Raw genomic sequence first — 18,592 nt, 5'->3', positions numbered from 1 at the left:
CTTCGGGAGTCTCCGAAATGGAATTGTACGGCACGGTCATTCGCGGCTCGAAATGGGACATCAAAGAGATACCGGTCTGCTGGGAAAACCTGCAGCCGAAGGATCAAAAGTATGCCGATCTTGTTCGAAAAGCGGTTGCGGAAACGTGGGAGACTGCGGCGCAAGGTGGCGTGCGGTTTTCGAAGACCTGGCCGTCCTGTACCGACGGCGCGCCGGGTGTGCACGTGCGAGTCTCTGATGAGGGTGCCCACACCGACGTCGTCGGCAAGTATCTCGACCGCAAGCCATCGGGCATGACTCTCAATTTCAGTTTCGATCATTGGAGCAAGGGCTGTCGAAATAGACGCGAGTTCTGCATTCGTGCGGTTGCAGTCCACGAGTTCGGACATGCTCTTGGTTTCACCCATGAACAGAACCGCGACGATGCGCCGGAGCAGTGCCGCAACGAGAAAGCTTCTGGCTCGGTCGGCGATTATAAAGTCACCAAGTACGACCCCAATTCCATAATGAACTATTGTAATCCAGCATGGAACGGAAACGGACAGCTCAGCCCTCTCGATATCGCCGCTGTCAGGACATTCTATCCCTCCTGACACTCGGCCCTTTGGTATTCATGGGCGCTCCCGCGCAGGCGGATCGTGCGGCAGTGCAAATTGCTGCGCGTTACAACGTCAGGACGGTTCACGTCCAGTTCGTTGGCGTGATGTACAACGACAAGCAGGAAGTCGGCGGCGGCTCCGGGCTGCTCATCGGCGACAGCCTCGTGCTGACCAACAGCCATGTGATCGGACGCGAGGAGAACTATAAGAGCTTCGAAGTCAATGCCCGTCTCGGGTCGCGCAATGCGAACCCGATCAAAGTCACTGCGGTTCATCGCGACGATGCCAGAGACTTGGCTCTTCTCGAGCTGTCGCAGTCCGCCGGAAACAGCGGAGGCGCCTCTCGTTGTCCGATGCCCGTGATCGATGACAACCAGCAAGCCCCGATGGGGACTCAGCTTTATCTGCTCGGTTATCCGCTCGATCTGGATCTGAGCATATCGAGCGGTCTGATAAGCAACCAGACTAGCCCGAACGGTCGCTGGCAAACGAACACGGTCATGAACGTCGGCAACAGCGGCGGCCCCGCATTCAACGAGTTCGGCGCCCTGCTGGGGATCGCAGTTGGCGGCATCGTCAAGTGGAACGAGGCGGATGTTTTTGGCGTCAACTTCATCATTCCCGCCACCGTGATTACTGCAAGCCCCCTGTACAGCATGATCGCGGCCATTCCGCAGCCGTCTGTTTGCTGGACCAAGTGGGTCGAGACAACGATCTCGTTTGAGAACTGGACCAAACTGAATTCCACGCATGTGCAGACGCAAGCCAATGCCGGCGTGAAGATCCCCGAAATCCTCTCCGGAGCGATCCATACGCTTCTGCCCGAAGACCGCCGCCTCATCGTGAACGTCCCGGTGTCGCAGCTCGTCGACCCGAAGCTGATCGAGCGGGCGTATACGGTGGACAAAATCAAGGACGATCACCCGGTCGTATTTGCGGAGCATTCGGCGGACTACGCCGAGACTTTCCCTGCTGAGCCCGGCTACCGCATCACAGGGTGCACGTGGCACGTTGAGACCGCCAATGGTGCCAGCAATATCGGTTGCGCGATCAACGGCGGCGGGGCGGAGGTTCGCTTCACCTACAAGCTTACCAGCGGACCTGCTGTCGACAGGTATCGCGGATGGCTGGGCGCTACGGTCAACGTTTCCCAAACCCTTGCAAAGTAGGTAGCTGATCGATGGTCATGCTCGTCTTGCCAATTCGAGGTTCGAACCGGTTGCATCGGCTCGGCCACGCGTTCCAGCAGCTTCGAACAGTGCTCATTGTCTTGTTTTGCGCGCTCGCGACCGGTTGCGCCCACCAGGGTCCGGCCTCGCAGCAGGCCAACCGGCATATACAGAAGGCGCCCCAGAAACATGAGAGCGCGTTCAAGAAATACGGCTATCGCTATGGCCCCGGGTACTACCACCATGTCCGGCACTATCATGCCTATCGGCCGTGGCGACGGACAACCGGTGAGGCGAGCGAGGAGGCGCCTCCCGACAAACGCAGCACCGGAGCCGCGGTGGTGGTCAATAGATCTGTGATTAAGGGGTTGGTACCCGTCTACTTCGCCACCAATCGCGTGGTGACCGGTGGGTCCGGTCTGGAATTGACCCAGATCTCCTATAGTCGTGCGGCCACCAACACATTTGGCTGCGTGACGGTTAGCATTCCCATCGTTCACAAGATGGGAGAAGTCGAAACGCCGAAGACAAGCTGGTTCGGGATGCGCAAGGAGGCGGAGGCCGATGGAAAGCACTTCCGAATCCAGAAGCTCGATCGTCTTTCTCGTGAGGAGTTTGCTTCCGCTATCGCAAATCCGGCCGACAGCCTGATGCTCTTTGTGCACGGCTACAACGTTGCCTTTTCGGACGCAGCCTTCAAGGCGGCTCAAATTGCTTTCGACGCGAACTACAAAGGCCGTGTCATGATGTACTCCTGGCCGTCCAAGGGCGGAGTGAAGGACTATGACTACGATCGGGAGAGTGCTTTGTACGCTCCGGATGGCTTGTTCGATCTCCTCCAGCTCATTAAAACGGCGGGCAAAGTGTCACGGATTATCGTGATTGCGCATAGTCTGGGCAGCGAGGTGGTTTTGGGCGCCTTGCAGCAAGCCGCGCTGAGCCAGACGGCGCTCGGGATTACTGAATTGATTTTTGCGGCCCCGGACGTGGATCGCGACATTTATCTTCAGCGCGCGAGCCAAATCAAGGCAGCGGCGGGCGCGGTGACGCTATACGCGTCCTCGACGGATCTCGCGTTGCTCGCCTCCATGGAGAAAGCGCAATCCGCGTCGCGAATGGGGTTCGTAACCAAGAGCGGGCCAACTCTCGTGCCCGGTATCGAAACGGTCGATGTTTCTGCTGTGGGAAGCGAAATGTTTGCTCTAAATCACAGTACGTACTCAACCAGCCGCGCGGTTCTCGATGACATAGGCCGGATCATCTCGTCTTCGACGCATCTTAAACCCCCGCAGCGGACGCCGACCCTGCGATCGATGCCCGACGATTCGAATACGACTTATTGGATGTATCCATATTAAGAATCGCTCTTCGGCTGTTTGCAGAGTTGTGGGCCACAAACCTGGCAGATGTGTGCGCGTTCAACGCGAAAATGAAAACGCACGGAGGCGAAAACTGATTGATTGTACGGCGGATGTGGTTTCTCAATCAGCGGGTCCCAGGTTCGAGTCTGGTGCGCCCATCAAAATAACGGGCCGCAGTTACTGGCGCGCCATTGGCTCGAGTCACGTGTGAGTTCGGCGTGTCGAATAATTTGCCTTGCGGAAAGCGGCAACCAAATTCGTAGGTCTCTTTTCCGATATGTGCCAAAACTGGATCGGCTGCTCCAGCTAGAGATCTTCGCCAAGACCGCCGAGCTCGGCAGCCTGTCCAAGAGCTGCGGACATTCGGCGGATGTCGAACGCGGCCGCGAGCCGACACCTGAGCGGACTGGAGGAGCGGCTCGCGGTGCGGCTGATCGAGCGCAACACGCGCCGGCAATGGCTGACCCAGGCAGGGCAGGATCTGTTGCAGCGTTGCAGCCCGCTCCTGAAGGATGGCGTCAGAGACCGCGCGCTGTCGCCCAAGCGCATGCTGCGCGTCACGAGTTCGCTGTCGTTTGCGATGATCTACATGGCGCCGATGCTGCCGGCATTTCGCAAGCTCTACCCTAAGCTCGACGTCCAGATCATCGCGGCCAACCGCTATCCCGATTTCCTCGGGGCCGGGTCTCCCTCCGGCGAGGACCGCCTTGTTGGATTAGCCGAATTGGCGCGTAGCAGTCCTTATGGACAGCCATAAGCCAGTACTCAGCTTGGGAAGCTCGATGTTCTCAAGGACATTCAAAGTGTTAGCTGCAAAACCAGCGCCAATTCGCCCCAATCCCATCAATACCTTACGCAGTGCTCGCAAAAACCGAGCGCTGATCATCCAGCGCGACGACGGAATGTTCCAGATCGGGGTGAGCGATGGCGCCCTCAGTCCGTTCGAGACGCGTAGCTTCGCTGAAGCTGGAATGGAGGCGCCACGCCTCCTGAAATGCGAAGGGCCGCCTCGGCAAAGGCAGCCCCCAATCGCAAATTCAACTTCAGCACCGACACAAATAGCACCCCCGCGCAGGCCCTACAAGCGTTGCAGGCGCGTCGCCTGAGGGCGGACTTCCATTTGCCGCCAGCGACTGCGGCAGCCGTTGCGGAACTCGCCTTTGGCCGGGCGGTGCCGCAATGACGGTTGCGGAGGAGACCGCGCCCGGCGCGACGCTGCAGATTGCGGCGGCGGTGAAGCTGCATGCCGACATTGCTCCCTGCGAATCGCCGGACCATCTCGACGCGATCTGCAAGCTGGTATGGGCTGCCCATTTCGCCAACGAACTTCCGGAACACGAGGCTACGTTCCTCGCGGCCTGCATCCCGCTTTGCCGAGCCCTTGTTGAGCCTGCCCCCGCATCTCTGCCTCGCGCCGGCGGCGGAGGACTTCATTTCGCTCGTCTGCCCCCTTACGCCCGTGACAATGCTTAAATTTCTTGCCAGAGCCGCATGTGCAAGGCGCGTTTCTCTTCGTCATCCGCTATTTGAAGACCATCTCATAAAGCATGGCGTGGCCGGGCGATTCTTCGAAGGGGACGGCGTCCTCTTGAGTGAGTGCTGCCGCAAAGATGTCCTCCCCGGATAGCCAAGCTCTCTCCGCGTCTGGCGTATTTAGCGCGAGCTGGAGTGCGCTGTTGAGCTCGTAGCAGACGTGCGAAAGGCCCGCTCCCTTCAATGCGACAGAAAGTGCAGTTGAGTAAGCATCGCGCCCGACGATGTACATCATCGGGGTGGGAATGTTCTCGTCGGTGAGGTTGGTGTACGAGCGCCGACAAATCTCTGCGTCGGCAGACGAAGCCAGCCTGCAAAACAGGGGGCGGTCCTGGTAGACGGAGCACTTATCCGCTTCGAGGAGAGGACACGGGTGAGGATTGTAGGGTCGTTGCTCGTGCGAGAACGACTTGGTGATTTCATGCGCCTCCCGCACGCGAGCGCCGGCCCGCGACGATAGACGCTTTGCAAGAAAAAGGACTTCAGGTGCTGTGGCGCTCACCCAAATGTTGCAGCAGTGGGAGCATCCGCGACCGCAAGCGATAGGAATGTCGGCCATACCCTTCACCGTCAAATCGATCTTCGAGAACAAATACTCCAGCGTTTCATCGACGCTGAAGCTCTGCTTGGCGCGACCGAGATGGCCATGAATCTGTCGCGCCAACTCCGCGACAATAAACTCGTTGAGCGCGGATGGGTCGATCCCGCCCGCGACGGCTTTTGGCGCTTGCTTCTTCGCTAGGCGACGTTGATTTCGATCCATACCCTCATCCCAACTCATTCGCTATCCGCTTCAACTTGCGAATGGCGTCATCGAGCGCGCTTTGCGCTTCGTCAGTCTCCTTATTCTCGATGTGGTTTTGAACGTCTGCGAGCTCTCGACGAATCACCCGCATGATTGCTGCTGCCGCTACTGACATGAAATCCTCCGGCGCAAAATGCCATATCTAGAAAGCAGGCATCAGATCGCAACCAAAGCGCGAGCGCAAGTCCTACGCGCTAAATACGCCGAATGATCCGCGCCGGGGTAACAGCGATGACTTCACGGCACGCTGCAGTCGCGTTGTCGTCAATCCGGTGCGGAGGAAGCATTTGCCCCGACCAATAGTCACGGACCCGGTTGAGGTCGACCAAAGGCGTTTGTGGTTGGAGACTTCGCCAGTCAGCAAAGTGCTTCGGGGCTTGGGCGTCGAGCAGCTCAATCTCATAGGGCAGTATCGTGGCCTGTCGGCCATCCGAAGTGGCGTAAAAGCGTGCCTCATATTCGTCGTCAAGAAAAAGAGCGAGTCGAGGCGCGATGGCTTTTGTGCGAACTCTTGGTTCCTGACGTACTCAAAAACCGCCTTCCGGAACGCCTGATTGTAAGGCCAGCCGGTTAGGCGAACAATGCGCCCCCAGTTGCCGGGAGTCGACAGCGCCGGGTTCGAGCATCGTCGAGGAGCAGTGGAAATAGGGCACGGAATGTCCAATCGAGCGAAAGACAGGCCCTAGCTCCGAAACGATTCGGCGCAAGCAGCACAGCCCGTTCGTACCCTGGGAAAAAGTACGGGTGCACAGACGCGCCGAAGCGCCCCTCGAAAGGGCTGATTTGGTTAGCGGGGTAGGGTGTCCGTGGGCGTCGAAACCCGGACCAGAGCTATAGCCGCACATCTTTGGTCAGGATGCTCCCGATCGGCGTCGGGGGTGACGGCTGAATGCAGACATCCCGCCGGGACCTTTGCGACGGACGCACTTGGCGGTGCGGCTCCGAACCCTGCCTTTATGGCCGGTGTCGGGCGTGCTGTCCAGAGGGGCAACCCTTAAAGGCGCTCGGCTCATCGCTTTGGCGAGTTTCGCCCCCCGGCTGCAGCGGCTGTCCCGCTGCGTAGAAGGGCCCTCAAAAGCCCTGAGCCACAGAGCACCACCATGATCAGCAAACGACCGTACAGCGCCCCAGGCGCCGCCAGATTGTCATCCCCTCCGCTGATTCCGACCAGCTATCCAGACGCATCCCTGCCCGCCCGCGAGCGCATCGAACCGGGTGCCGGGTCCGCGGATTCGTTGATCGGGACTGGATCACCAACTTTGAGTCGGAGGCTCCTTATGAACATGTTCGTCTCGTCTGCGGCAGCGGCGGGCGCGCCAGCCGTCGCCATGAACTTGGCTCCCCATGAGCCTGTCGTCGACCACCAGGGCATTTTGGCCCGGGTTGAGCAAATCGTCGACGTGCTGCGGACCCGTTATATTTGCGAAGGCTGGCAAATGGACGAGGACGGGGCAGCGCGCGCTTTGAACTATTTCCGTCGGCATGTGGAGGGGCCCGGTTTCAAGGACGAAGACGAGGACACGCTTGAATTCACTCGCGTGCTGGAATTCTTCAGATCGCATGGTCAATCTCTCGATTGGGCGCACGACGGCGATCTCGCTGGAATGATTTGTAGGCTGGCGAAAGTATCCCCGCGTGGAGGCGCTTTGGGCGCCAGCTGCGTCAAGGCCGACCCGACCTTCGCAGAAATCGAGGCTCATAAGAAAGCGAGTGCAGACTACTCGGCTGCAATTCGCGATGTGGTACCAGGCACCCTTGATCCGGATACGGTGAAGGAAGAGACGTTCGGCGACCGAGAGGCTGAAGTCCGGCACGAACTCGCCACAAGCGTTCCGACAACGTTGCCCGGACTGCTCGCGATGCTGACCTACGTCGAGGACGTCTCCAGCGGAAAGTATTCGGCGAGCGGACGGCCGGACAATGCTTTTGACAGGAACGACCTTTTGAACGTCATCGTCAGCGCGCAAGATTGCCTTCGTGACCACTCAGCCGGCTCTGCCGTCTGACGCCCACCGGCTTGGATGAATCGATGCCCGGTTCGCGCCTGCGGGCTTTCGACCGTCTAGTCCGCCCAAACTGTGGCAGCTATTCCCGACAGGGCTGTTTCCGAGTGAACCTGTGGGCGAGCTGGGGACAACGGAATGAAAGGCTGAGAATGTGGCTTTGCGGGCCTAAACCCGGCTAACGCCAAATCAGCAACACACGGAGTCTCGCATGTCTATTGGACCGCACAGCGTGAAGCCCGCCGACATTCGGAAGACCGTGGACGTTCTAATCGCTGCCTGGAATCCAGCGTGTTGAAGTTGATCGCGGCGGCAAGATCACCGTTACCACCGGGAAACACCCGCCCGCGTGCGGTTCAGGCGACCGCGGATTGAGGGAACGGGTATGATCTCGCTAGTATTCGAAGATGTGGTTGGGGAAGCCGTCAAGATGCTGAGGTCGACCGACCGATTCCCTCATCGCCGAAAGATCACCTCCAAGACCTTCGCCGACGCAAGATCCTTCAGTCTAATCTCAGGCACGCTGTTCAATTTGGTGCCTGCCGGCGGCGGCTGGACTGTCGGGGATCACAGGCTTGCGCACGAAGCTATCGGCCAAGAACTTCTGGTGCAAAATGCGACCATTCAGATGGTTTGCTGAAATGCGTGAGCAGATGCGTAAGCCAGCACTCAGACGCCGCCTGAATGCTGGCGCCGCAGCGCTAGAAGCCCGCGGGTGCGCACGCCATCGAGCTCGGCAAGATCGCAGGCAATCCCTGTGAAGGCATTAGCACCTCTACAACAACGATCGTTCGGAGATCATCTGGACCGATCTCTGACGTCGTGCGGATCAGGAAGGCCTGCTCTGCCGAAATCGCCCACGCCGTTGATCTGGCCGGGCATACTGGCTTGCGCCTAGGCGACTTGCTGCGTTTGTCCTGGTCTCATGTTGGCGAGGACGCGATTGTGCTGACGACCGGCAAGACGAGCACACCGATTCAGCAGGCCCACCAGTACACTGAATTGTTTGTCAGGGATCGGTCTGAAGGCGGGCGATTCGCGTTGTATGTGGGCAACGACCACGTTCAAACTGCCCACGATCTTGTACCACTCGAACAGTATCGCCCTGTAGTCGCCTGTACAATGATTACCTTTTCGTCGGCGAACGAAGGCGGTCTGGGCAGCAGGTCAAACTTCGGTTCGTCGCTCATAAGCACATCCTAGCGTAGACATCTCGTCGCGCCCCCTCTCCAAATTTCTACCGATTGTTATATTTCCTCGGGCGAGGCTGGTTGGACCCCGCACACATCTAATTTTCGCACAATAAGACAACGCGACCGCCGTTGTCCGCTGCCCTGGCAGCGTCACAGCAATGATGGCCGCACTCATAGTGGTCGTTTGCTGTCAGCGTTCACAGAGCGCGTTGACGCCACGGCCCCCAGCGGCTGACATTGATGAAACCTCAAAGCGCTGCAACAGATGCTGCTCTGCAATAGAAACACCCATTGGTTGTCGCACGATCATCGTTATAGGACAGGTGTGGCTTTTGGGCCGTGGATTTTCCTAGCTTCAGTTGTTGTCGATCCAATTTGTCGAGAAGGATCAAAAAATGCTTCGAGGGCATGCTGTCGTTAAGCCGTTTTCCATAGCAATCTTACTCTCGCTAGTCGCACTTGGCTGCTGGCCGGTTCTCGCCGAGCGACCTCGCCGGTCGGCGGACGCGCCCAAATTGCTTGAACGGCAAAGATGTTTTTTCGGGATTACCCTCTTAAGGCACGAGCCGAAAAATGTGTCTGTGGAGCAAATGAGCCATGATGGGACACAGATTCCTTGGGCGGGCACCGCAAAGACCAATCGAGTAGTTCTGCGAGTAGGCGGCGATCCAGATCCTTCGCCCAATATTTGCCCGCCGAGGGGGATCGTCGAATTCGAAATCAGAGAAGGGCACGAACAGTTTACGTATCAACCCAATATCCTGTCTCCCGTAGCAGGATGTCTTCCAAACGATTGCTCTCGACTTGTAGGGGCAACAGCCGTGACGCTGCAGCCCAAGACGGCGTACAAATGGCAAGCTCGTCTCGTGGCTATCTATGACTGGATGGAGTGCACAAACTCCGGTTGCCGCTGCACCGGCGAGGCGAACAGGTGGCCAGGATTTTGGGAAGAGATTGGCCTCCCCGTGCCCGGCTATTTCTCATTCTTTACGCCGTAGGCTGATGCGGATCAATGCTCAGGTTCATCTAACATGGTCTCCAAACGGCTCTTGCTCTGCTGCCCGCTCCAGCCCGCCGTCTTCTGCCGATTGTTCTCGCCCCTACGATTCGAAGCCTATTTCGAAGCTTCTCCACCTCTCTAAGCTCGGCGATGAGCGTTTGGAGGCGTGCGTGCAGAACAGCACAGCTGTAGCCCTCGCGAATATTGGTCATTACCTGCCCCGGAATATAATTTGGATTAAGGAGCCACGATAAAACAGGACATTTGAGCAATCGCTAATTCGTGCGTTTAGTGGGCTAGAGCTGTAGCCGCCAGATGCTCCCAGTACTCTGCCTCTGCGAGCAGCTTCCAGCTTCTCTCGGGATCACGCGCGGCGGCTTGTCGGCATAGCAACGCCATCGCGCGAAAGCGGCGCATAGCTTCCATCGCAAAACTCCCTGCTTCTGTTTTCCCCAATCCTATTTTTTATTACTGCGGTGGAGTCATCATGATTATCGGACATAACTAAATTTGCCCTTTGAGGGCATCCAATTGGGTTCCGTCAGAGCATCGAAACGGAACTGCTTTCGCTTCAGGCTTCACATCAGTTTCGAATGCCACTTGATGCGGCATTGTCGCGCGCGGATTTCGCAGCTTGACGTAATCCTTCAATAACCGTCGAAGCAGCGCCGTCAGCGCTGGCGGGTTACGACAGCAAACCTGCCCATGCTCCTCAACCCCGACGGCGCTCAGGACACTCAGCCAACATGGCATGATGCTTCGCGGGAGCACCCGCTTGTTCGGGGCGCTAACCCATCCGAACCAACGCCCCGGTTTGACCAACAAATATTTTGAATCTGCAATAAACTGCGCCGTTTGTAAGCGCACGTGATAATTTGGAGAGCGCTGGGCCCGAAGCTCTCGACCGAAAGCTGATACGCCGCGATGCGCGGCTTATTTGGGGCGCTGCTCAGCTGCCGGCCCGCCTGAGTGGAGTTGCTCATGAGTACTGAGCGGAATCCCGACCCTGTGATCCTGTTGTTCGCGATTGCCGTGATAGTCGCGGCGTTCGCGGCATTCGTCACGACGTTTGAGCGGGTTGGGAGCACCACAGCTGGTGGCGAGGCTCCCTCCGGGACCACGGGGATGGGCAAGCCTCGCACGCCTCTTGAGCGAGCACCAGACCCATCAGTAGGGAAGTAACCGCCACACCGGTGCCGGCGCGTGTGCCCGTTCTTGTATTGCAGCATCGCCCCCGCAGCCTTGTCAATCGACTGAACCTTCGAACGGAGCTGACCCGAAACACAAAGCGAAAGGAACGCGCAGCGACAACCCCTCTGGTGTCTGGGGCCTTCCAAGTTCACGCTACCGTCTTTTGGAGCTTGTATGGTCCTACCTCCGATTGCATACTCTTCCCGTTGCGGCCTGCATATTGTTTCAATAGTCATTGTTCGAGGCAGTAATGAGTAATCGAGGTCAGGTTTACAACTATTCGGCTATTCTGCGTGAACGGGTCGAGGAGCTCATCGCACTATTCGGGCAACTGCAGACGCTTAGGCGTCGCCTGCAAGCCGCTAACGCGAGAAGGTTTGGTCGGCGTATCCCGAAGGCCGCGCGGAGAAGGAGAGTTCTTCGGCGCTGATAGCTACCGTTCAATGCAACGATCGCGCGTCCCCGCGTCGACATTGATACGAAGCCGCGTCCAGGCCGCTTCAAAACACCTGCATCTGCAGCCATTATCTGCAACACCGAAGCGTTGGAGCAACAGTTTCCCGGCGCTTTGACCAGTGCGCGATTCTTAATTTGCGTCGTGTGCGCGACTCAGACCTGCTCTCCGTGGGAAGCAGACAGGCGGCGGGGGAATGATTGTACGCGCGGGGGCCATTGTTACGTTGCTGCTGCCCCTGGGCTCCGAAGCCTTCGCTTCGCGTCACTACAGACCCACATCGCGGTATCATGCAGCGAGGTCAGATACTACGTCCCGAAATATTCGGCACCGGTGGCCGAGATGTACGCTCGTAATCAGCGCGCTACCGACGCACAAATCGAATGGGCCCGACGTTGCGTGGCTTCGAACGAGGCCGCCGAAACAGGGCCGCGCCGGTACGAATGAGCATGACCGGTGATCGCCTGGACATGCTGCATATTCTTAGACGCTAAATCCGTGGCGTAACTCAAGTGACACCAAAAATAGAGCCGCATTCGCGCGGCTCCTCCTCTTACTGCGGGTCGGCTTCGTCGCCCTCAGCTTCGTCCCGCTCGGCTTCTCCGTCGTCCTCTTCTTCTTCGACATTGTAGCCGAAATCGACTTCTCTGAAATCGATTCGAGAGGCGGCGCATCGTCCTCCAACTCGGTTCCGCATCTTTCGCAGCGCTGAACGAAGAGCCAGGAGTGTTCTTCGCTAATGCGAGAGTGACGGCATTCGGGACACCAGAGAAGGTCGCTCATGGCAGTCCTCTTTTGTCCGATCCTTCAAGGTCGACCTTACTCATTGGTTCACCAGTTGGAGCTCGCTCCCTTTCTTCTTGCGCGTCGCGCGGGGTTTCTTGAGTGCCGCAGTCTCCTGAGTGATCTGCTCCTTCAGCGTTTTAAGCTCGTTATCTATCGATGTTTTTTCAGCGACGAGTTCAGTTATGCGCTTTAGCCTGTCCACTATAGTTCTCCTATGTGCAGGGTTTTTCCACGCATTGGTACCAAGGCTGTTCGAAGACCCAGCCTTTATCGACGGGCTGCAGTGTGTTGCCCGTGATCGTCGGAAACGTTTCGAATGCAAAGTGGTTGAGAAAGCGCAGCGCGATCGACGGCAGCAGCTCCATCATGCTTTCGCAGAGAGAAGCAAGCTGGAGTATGCAGATTGGCGCCGGGCGCCGCAAAAAACCGAGCTCAAGTCGGAATGACGCTGAGGTGGACGCGCAGCTGAGCCCAAGCGAAGCTCCGCGGACCAGAAAGATAGCGGTTCAAGTTTCAGAACAGCATTTTGCTGACCGCCCGGGAATGCGCGAGAGCGTCGTCGCCCAGGCGGCTCTTGAGCGCTTCCTGGATCGGGCCGCCTATGGCTGCTTTTGTTTACGCGGCCATCGATCGGAATGAGCAGGTGCTCAACTTCTGCATTTCGGGTGGGCTTTCCTCGTCCAGTACGCGACGGGGTGAATTCTCGAGCAATGGCCGCAAAGGAAGGAAACTATCCCTCAATCCCCCTTGGCTCAAAAAGTTACATTGGAAATGTCAGATCGCACTCAAGCGCAAGTTGACGGGCCAAAGCAGGTCAGTTCACGTCGTGATCCCGAGCGCCGAAATGGTCATCCTGGAAGCCGATCAGGACGTGGAGTGGTGAACTCGACCTTGCGCTGCCTGACTTCCCGCCTCATCGGATAACAGGCGCGTCAAGAACCTCCGACCGACCGATTGCCTGAGAAGCTCCAAGCAACTGGTCGGATATGCGACATGCGTCGCAAGCTCGACAGGAATGATACAAAAAATGCGTAATTTCAATGAGCGCTGGCTGGCATGCGACTTGCTATTTTCTCCGCAGAGCCAGGTAAAGCGAATTTGAGCAATGACCAGTCTGACTGAGAGCGCAAGTCAAGTCGGTGCGGCGAACCTGCTGAGCGTCGGTTCGCGGGCCCCCTCGATCAAAGTGGAGAACTGGCTACGCGGCCAGCCCGTTAGAAAGTTCGAACGTGGGAAAGTATATATCCTCGTATTTTGGGCGACGTGGTGCGGACCATGTATCGCCTCGATGCCAAATCTGGTGGTCCTGCAAGACAAATACAGGAACAACGGAGTTGAGGTGGTGGGCATCGCTGCTCACGAACAAGCTTCGACGGAAAATGAAGCGCGAGCCAGCTTGGACGCCTGGTTGACAAAAAGCTTGTCAAATCTGAACTACGCGATCGCATTCGACTATGCCGGCGAAATGAACAAGCTTTGGCTGGATCCAAGCTTTTCTGTCGGGATTCCCACGTCATTCGTCGTTGACCGTGACGGCCACATCGCCTTTATTGGCCATCCGACGCAGCTCGATCATGCCTTGCCCAAAGTTCTGAACGGATCCTGGGCAATGAGCGACGAAGCCAAAGCGCTGGATGCGGAAAGGATAAACACGGGCCGACGCAGAAAGCGTGAACTATCGCAGAAGAGAGCTCTGGTGGAGCCAATCTTTGCCAGACTTGAGCCCGCCATGAAGAGAAAGGATTGGCCGACAGCCCTTTCAGCTATCGAGGAGGCCCTCGCCGTGATGCCGGACGAGGTCACCTTCCGTGGGCTTCAAGCGGAATTGTTGCTTCACAAGATACGCGACCTGGGGGCTGGCCTGCCGGTGCTGCGCCAATTAGTTCGCGACGCGATCGAGAAGAAGTCCGTGGTTTGGATGAGCGTCGCGATCCGCCAACTGTTCGACCCCGCGAAAGACTACTCCGATTTTCCACATGCGGAGCGCTTTGCCATGGGCAAGGAGCTCTCCGAACACATCCTGGCGGCGAATCCGCCCCGCGGCAGCGACGGCGCGAAGTTCCTGTCGTACGGGGCGGTCGCTCAGTACTATTACGAGACCGGTAAGAGGGACCGCGCGATCGAATTGGTCGAGGTGGCGCTGAGATGGCTGGATGCAGCGCCTGCCTCGGATCTAGCGAAACGGGACGTCGTGCAGTGCTCTCTCCAGGCGTTGGCGAGCTACAGGAGTGAGAAGCTCTCTTACGAGGAGTGCTGTTCAGCCCCGCAAAACACGGCTCTCGAAAAACCGGAACCGAGATCGCCAAGGGAGGCAGCGTGAGCAATGCTGCTTGGCATGTCTTTTCGGCCTCGTGGTTTTGCGATCGAAATCGAAACCTCTTGGGAATGCCGGGGCATTCACATGAAGTGAGGACAGGAGTCGCGAGCCGGTGAACGCAGGCGAGGCCGCACCACCATAAGTTCTTTATGGCGAATGTTTCCTCAAGGTTGGCCGCGCTCCGACGCGATAACGGCGAGAGTGCCTGCTGAAGTGAAGAGTGGTCGGCGGCTGCTAAGATTGGCGTCCTAGAAGATGCTGGATGGCATCTTCGAACAACTAAAAAATAGAAATGGGTGGTGACGCTGATGCTTTCCAGCTCTCAAGGAAACTTTCTCTACTTTCTATCGCTGCTGTCGGAAGCGGTTCAGAACTTCGTTCCGCTTGGACGGCAAGCCGATTCGGGAGAGGCGCCAGTCCGTGGCTCTGGACTGTGCTGTTCAGAGCCGTCGGATTCCCCTGCGCCCGCCGGTGCAGGAACACTGAGCGAAGCTGTACCTTTAATGAGCACCCTCTTTGCGAGCACAGCGCCGGGTCGACCATGATGTACAATCAGCGCCAGCGCCGCTCTGTCAAAGCCGCCGCCTTGTTCCGGAAATCTGGGCCCTGGTACAAAGTGCTTTACGTCCAGGTGCTCATAGCGATCCTGATTGGCATTCTCGTTGGCTGGCTATGGCCCGCTGTGGGGACGAGTAGCTGGGTCAAAGCGCTTGGTGATGGATTCATCAAGCTGATCAAGATGGTGATCGCGCCGATCATCTTCTGCACTGTTGTCTCCGGAATTTCGCATGTTCAGGATGCACGAAAGGTCGGCCGAGTCGGCGTCAAGGCGCTACTTTACTTCGAGATCGTATCAACCTTCGCGCTCATCCTGGGTCTTTTCATGGGCAATCTCGCTCAGGTCGGTCATGGGCTCGCTCCCAAGGGGGATGCCGCGGCCGTAGCCAACTACGTCAAGACGGCGGAAGCGCAGAAGACGGTCGATTTCCTCCTCAATATCATTCCAGATAGTGTAGTTGGCGCCTTGGCCCGAGGTGACGTGCTCCAGGTGCTACTGTTTGCCATCCTATTCGGGTTCTCGCTGATGGCGCTTGGGGAGGGGGGTAAGCGGATGCGCGGTCTGGTTGACGATGCTGCGCAAGCGGTGTTTGGAGTCATCAGGATCGTAATGAAGGCAGCGCCAATCGGGGCGTTCGGAGCCATGGCCTACACTATCGGCGAATTCGGACCGTCCGCGCTCGGTAAACTCCTCGGATTGGTTGCCCTGTTTTACGTGACAGCCGGGCTCTTCGTGATCATTGTGCTTGGCCTGATCGCGCGCTTGGTAGGATTTTCTATTCTAAAGTTCATCGGGTATATCAAGGATGAGCTGCTGATCGTGCTTGGAACATCGTCGTCCGAAAGCGCGCTGCCGCAGTTGATGGAAAAGCTGGAGCGGCTCGGCTGTTCGAAGGCGGTCGTCGGCCTAGTAGTGCCGACAGGATACTCTTTCAATTTGGATGGGACGAACATTTACATGACGTTGGCGACCTTGTTCATCGCGCAAGCGCTCGGGGTCGATCTCAATTTCGGCCAGCAGCTCACGATACTCATTGTGGCGATGCTCACCTCCAAAGGCGCAAGCGGTGTTACCGGTGCCGGCTTTGTCACCCTGGCCGCGACATTGACTGTGGTCAGTCCTGAACTTGTCCCTGGCATTGCCATCGTATTCTCGATCGATAAGTTCATGAGCGAGGTGCGTGCGCTTACCAACATCATCGGAAACGGTATTGCCGCGGTGTTTGTGTCCTGGTGGGAAGGCGAACTCGATCATGTCTCGCTACACGCGCAGCTCAAGTAGATATGCGAGCTCAGCTGGGCCCTGCGACGGCCAATGCCGTCGCCAACACAATGCGCGGGCCAGCAAAGTCGCAGCTCAATTCTGTCCGGGAGCGCCCAGCGAAAGGCGTTGAGATTTCCAGACGTTGCTGTAATTGCGGACTAGAGATCAGTCTTTGAAGGTCTCCATTTTAGGTTGCGAGTCGTGCAGTAGTAGGGCGGCCAGATTCTCGGGTGATGGTGCAGGTATCACTACGCTTGCGGTGGTGTTCCAGACAGCCCTTCGGGTCCGGAGTTTACCATTGCGCCGCTCTCGACGAGGCCCCCCCGGCCTCCCTCGAACCATCAACGACGATGAGGTTGCTGCCGTAATCGAGCGGACGTTGCGCACGATGCCGGTCGACGCGACGCACTGGTCGATCCGCTCAATGGCTGAGGAAACTGGCTTTTCCCACACCACGATTTGCCGAATGTGGGCGGCGTTCGTCTTGCAGCCACACCGTAGCCAGACATTCAGGTACGCGATCTCGTCGCCCTTTACCTGTCTCCGCCGAACCGAGCCCTGTCCCTTAGCATGGATGAGAAAAGCCAAATCCAGGCACTTGATCGCGAGCAACCGGTCTTACCGATGTCTGGCGTACCGGAACGTCGTACGCACAGGTATGTGCGGCATGGCACGACCACGCTGTTTGCCGGACTCGATGTCGCCTCGGGGTTTATCATCAGCAAATGCTACAAGAGTCACGGGCCGTCGAGTTCTTGAAGTGCCTCAAAGAGGACGATGCCCAAGTCCCCGAAGGGCTCGATGTCCATATCGTCATGGATGACTACGCAACCCACAAGACAAAGCATGGCTCCCGCCGGCCGCGCTGGCATGCTCACTTCACGCCGACTTCCGCATCATGGATCAATCAGGTGGAGCGCTGGTTCGCTGAACTCAACAGAAAGCAGATCCAGCGAGGGTGTTCATACCTTCGCATGGCGGCTCGAGACCGACATCCGTACCTTCGTCGTCCTGCACAACAGAAACCCGAAGTCCTGCAAATGGACCAGGTCCGCAGACCAGATATTGGCTTCCGTCAAACGGTTCTGCCACAAAGCCCAGTAGACTTTATGTGGCGAACTTTAGACTCACGTGACTAGGTCAGCGTTTGCTTGGTTCGAATCATATCAGGCGGCGTCGGAGAGCTTGTAGGACCAAGTATAGACGACGGGATGGCGATTGACGTCGTCGATTTCGGCCATGATGCGCTCCTTGAGTTCATACTTTGATGTAGCCCGGATGTGACGCAGGACTGAGCGGGCGAACTTGGAGAAGAAGCCCTCGATGGGTTGAGCCAGGAGCCGTGCTCGGGCGTGAAGGTAAACTGGAAGTGGCCTGCCGGTCGTGTGTCGAGCCAGGCTCTGGTTTCTCTCGATATGTGGGCGGAATGATTATCGAGGATCAACTTGATCGCGGCCCTGGCCGGATAGGCGGCATCGAGGAGCTTGAGGAATTCTATGAACTCTCGGCTGCGGTGGCGGTCTTTGACGAGCGCGTGGACCTTCCCGGTGAGCAGGTCAATCCCGCCAACAGGCTGAGCGTGCCGTGACGTTTGTACTCACTTCCGTTAAGAAGCCGAATTGAGCGGGACTGGACAGGCAAGCGTATGCCATAGCTGGATCATGAAGAGGCACAAGAGTTCTCTGAGCCAGGCGAGGATACGGCGGAAGTTGTGTCCGACTGCTGAGAGCACGACGTTGGCGGCGTCGCCGGCGCGGCCTTTGAGGTAGCAGCGGCCAAGGTGACCTTCGGCCTTCAGGTGTCCGATGATAGGCTCGATGGGGAGCGGCGCCGCAGCTCGCGCTTGATGGCGCCGAACACGCCGCGCTTCTGGGCCCGAAAGAAGACGCGACGGGGGATTTTGCGTGTCGGCCGCGATATCCCTTATCGACGTAGGCCGGCTCGATCGCACAGCCGGTGAGCGCCTCGGTGCGGTCGATGACGTCCCGCAGGGTATGACCGTCGTAGGGATTATCGGGCAGCGACCTGGCGTGCAGCACGAACAGCCCACCGGGAGCCCGGCGGTTGTTGGTGACGATGGAGCTTTGACACCGAACTCGTAAGGTGCGGCGGCCTTGCCCTTGCCGATGCATTCCACCTCCGGGGCATGGAAGGAATAGAGCTTCCAGCCGCGCTGTCGCTGCTGCTGCGAGCGGATCTGCGAGGCCCGGCCAAGCGGGAGGGCGAACGCCTCCTCCAGTGCCGGCTGGCCCTCGATCCTGCGGCGGATATCGCGGATGATCCGGCCGAGCCGGCTGCGCAGAATGCGCAACTGCCGCTGATGCCGGCTGAACTGTTTGGCATGGGCGTAGCGGCCCGC

14 protein-coding genes and 3 pseudogenes are annotated in these 18,592 nt (G+C 58.0%); 11 read left to right on the top strand and 6 right to left on the bottom strand.

The window, feature by feature from the left end; all coding sequences use genetic code 11:
* The first annotated feature begins 17 nt into the window (after positions 1-17).
* The 5 genes from AC0L3S_RS33195 (at position 18) to AC0L3S_RS33175 (ending at position 4,602) form a co-directional block, all read left to right on the top strand.
* Positions 18-593 carry a M12 family metallopeptidase gene (locus tag AC0L3S_RS33195; RefSeq protein ID WP_231189440.1) on the top strand — a complete coding sequence of 192 codons (576 nt, stop codon included), beginning with the start codon at positions 18-20 and terminating at the stop codon, positions 591-593.
* A 20-nt stretch (positions 594-613) separates the two neighbouring features.
* The gene (locus AC0L3S_RS33190; protein WP_259217534.1) at positions 614-1,768 is read left to right on the top strand and encodes a S1 family peptidase; all 1,155 of its coding nucleotides are present in this window, start codon (positions 614-616) and stop codon (positions 1,766-1,768) included.
* Between the two features lie 11 nt (positions 1,769-1,779).
* Positions 1,780-3,126 carry an alpha/beta hydrolase gene (locus AC0L3S_RS33185; protein ID WP_259217533.1) on the top strand — a complete coding sequence of 449 codons (1,347 nt, stop codon included), beginning with the start codon at positions 1,780-1,782 and terminating at the stop codon, positions 3,124-3,126.
* 373 nt (positions 3,127-3,499) lie between these two features.
* The gene (locus AC0L3S_RS33180) at positions 3,500-3,886 is read left to right on the top strand and encodes a LysR family transcriptional regulator (protein WP_259217532.1); all 387 of its coding nucleotides are present in this window, start codon (positions 3,500-3,502) and stop codon (positions 3,884-3,886) included.
* Between the two features lie 422 nt (positions 3,887-4,308).
* Complete coding sequence (locus tag AC0L3S_RS33175; RefSeq protein WP_259217531.1) at positions 4,309-4,602, top strand: hypothetical protein; 294 nt, start codon at positions 4,309-4,311, stop codon at positions 4,600-4,602.
* Positions 4,603-4,651: 49 nt separating this feature from the next.
* On the opposite strand, the gene AC0L3S_RS33170 is transcribed toward AC0L3S_RS33175, so the two are convergent.
* Both AC0L3S_RS33170 and AC0L3S_RS33165 read right to left on the bottom strand, forming a co-directional pair.
* A complete protein-coding gene (locus AC0L3S_RS33170; protein WP_259217530.1) occupies positions 4,652-5,425 on the bottom strand; it encodes a YkgJ family cysteine cluster protein in 774 nt (257 codons plus the stop codon).
* 4 nt (positions 5,426-5,429) lie between these two features.
* Entirely contained in the window at positions 5,430-5,582 is a 153-nt protein-coding gene (locus tag AC0L3S_RS33165; protein WP_219682157.1) for a hypothetical protein, read from the bottom strand.
* 1,162 nt (positions 5,583-6,744) lie between these two features.
* Here AC0L3S_RS33165 and AC0L3S_RS33160 point away from each other — a divergent pair.
* Together AC0L3S_RS33160 and AC0L3S_RS33155 are read left to right on the top strand one after the other, a co-directional pair.
* Entirely contained in the window at positions 6,745-7,473 is a 729-nt protein-coding gene (locus AC0L3S_RS33160; RefSeq protein WP_259217529.1) for a hypothetical protein, read from the top strand.
* Between the two features lie 729 nt (positions 7,474-8,202).
* Positions 8,203-8,436 (top strand): annotated as a pseudogene (locus AC0L3S_RS33155) (tyrosine-type recombinase/integrase); the annotation flags it as partial.
* A 3,695-nt stretch (positions 8,437-12,131) separates the two neighbouring features.
* Here AC0L3S_RS33155 and AC0L3S_RS33150 read toward each other — a convergent pair.
* On the bottom strand, positions 12,132-12,296 hold the full coding sequence (locus tag AC0L3S_RS33150; protein ID WP_204513370.1) for a hypothetical protein: 165 nt from the start codon (positions 12,294-12,296) through the stop codon (positions 12,132-12,134).
* Between the two features lie 10 nt (positions 12,297-12,306).
* On the bottom strand, positions 12,307-12,462 hold the full coding sequence (locus tag AC0L3S_RS33145; RefSeq protein ID WP_204513371.1) for a hypothetical protein: 156 nt from the start codon (positions 12,460-12,462) through the stop codon (positions 12,307-12,309).
* A 233-nt stretch (positions 12,463-12,695) separates the two neighbouring features.
* On the opposite strand from AC0L3S_RS33145, the gene AC0L3S_RS33140 reads away from it, so the two are divergent.
* The 4 genes and pseudogenes from AC0L3S_RS33140 to AC0L3S_RS33125 all read left to right on the top strand — a co-directional run.
* Positions 12,696-12,977 carry a hypothetical protein gene (locus AC0L3S_RS33140; protein ID WP_259217528.1) on the top strand — a complete coding sequence of 94 codons (282 nt, stop codon included), beginning with the start codon at positions 12,696-12,698 and terminating at the stop codon, positions 12,975-12,977.
* A 222-nt stretch (positions 12,978-13,199) separates the two neighbouring features.
* Positions 13,200-14,414 carry a TlpA disulfide reductase family protein gene (locus AC0L3S_RS33135; RefSeq protein WP_259217527.1) on the top strand — a complete coding sequence of 405 codons (1,215 nt, stop codon included), beginning with the start codon at positions 13,200-13,202 and terminating at the stop codon, positions 14,412-14,414.
* A gap of 541 nt (positions 14,415-14,955) precedes the next feature.
* A complete protein-coding gene (gene dctA / locus AC0L3S_RS33130) occupies positions 14,956-16,251 on the top strand; it encodes a C4-dicarboxylate transporter DctA (protein WP_259218632.1) in 1,296 nt (431 codons plus the stop codon).
* Between the two features lie 304 nt (positions 16,252-16,555).
* Positions 16,556-17,337, top strand: a pseudogene (locus AC0L3S_RS33125) (IS630 family transposase); the annotation flags it as partial.
* Between the two features lie 31 nt (positions 17,338-17,368).
* Here the strand turns inward: AC0L3S_RS33125 and AC0L3S_RS33120 are convergent.
* Both AC0L3S_RS33120 and AC0L3S_RS33115 read right to left on the bottom strand, forming a co-directional pair.
* Complete coding sequence (locus tag AC0L3S_RS33120) at positions 17,369-17,788, bottom strand: transposase (protein ID WP_374762666.1); 420 nt, start codon at positions 17,786-17,788, stop codon at positions 17,369-17,371.
* 51 nt (positions 17,789-17,839) lie between these two features.
* Positions 17,840-18,592 (bottom strand): annotated as a pseudogene (locus tag AC0L3S_RS33115) (transposase family protein); the annotation flags it as partial.

This window comes from Bradyrhizobium sp. Ken01 (assembly GCF_055807355.1).
The sequence above is the reverse complement of the archived record's forward strand: the minus strand, read 5'-3'. Positions and strand labels throughout refer to the sequence as shown.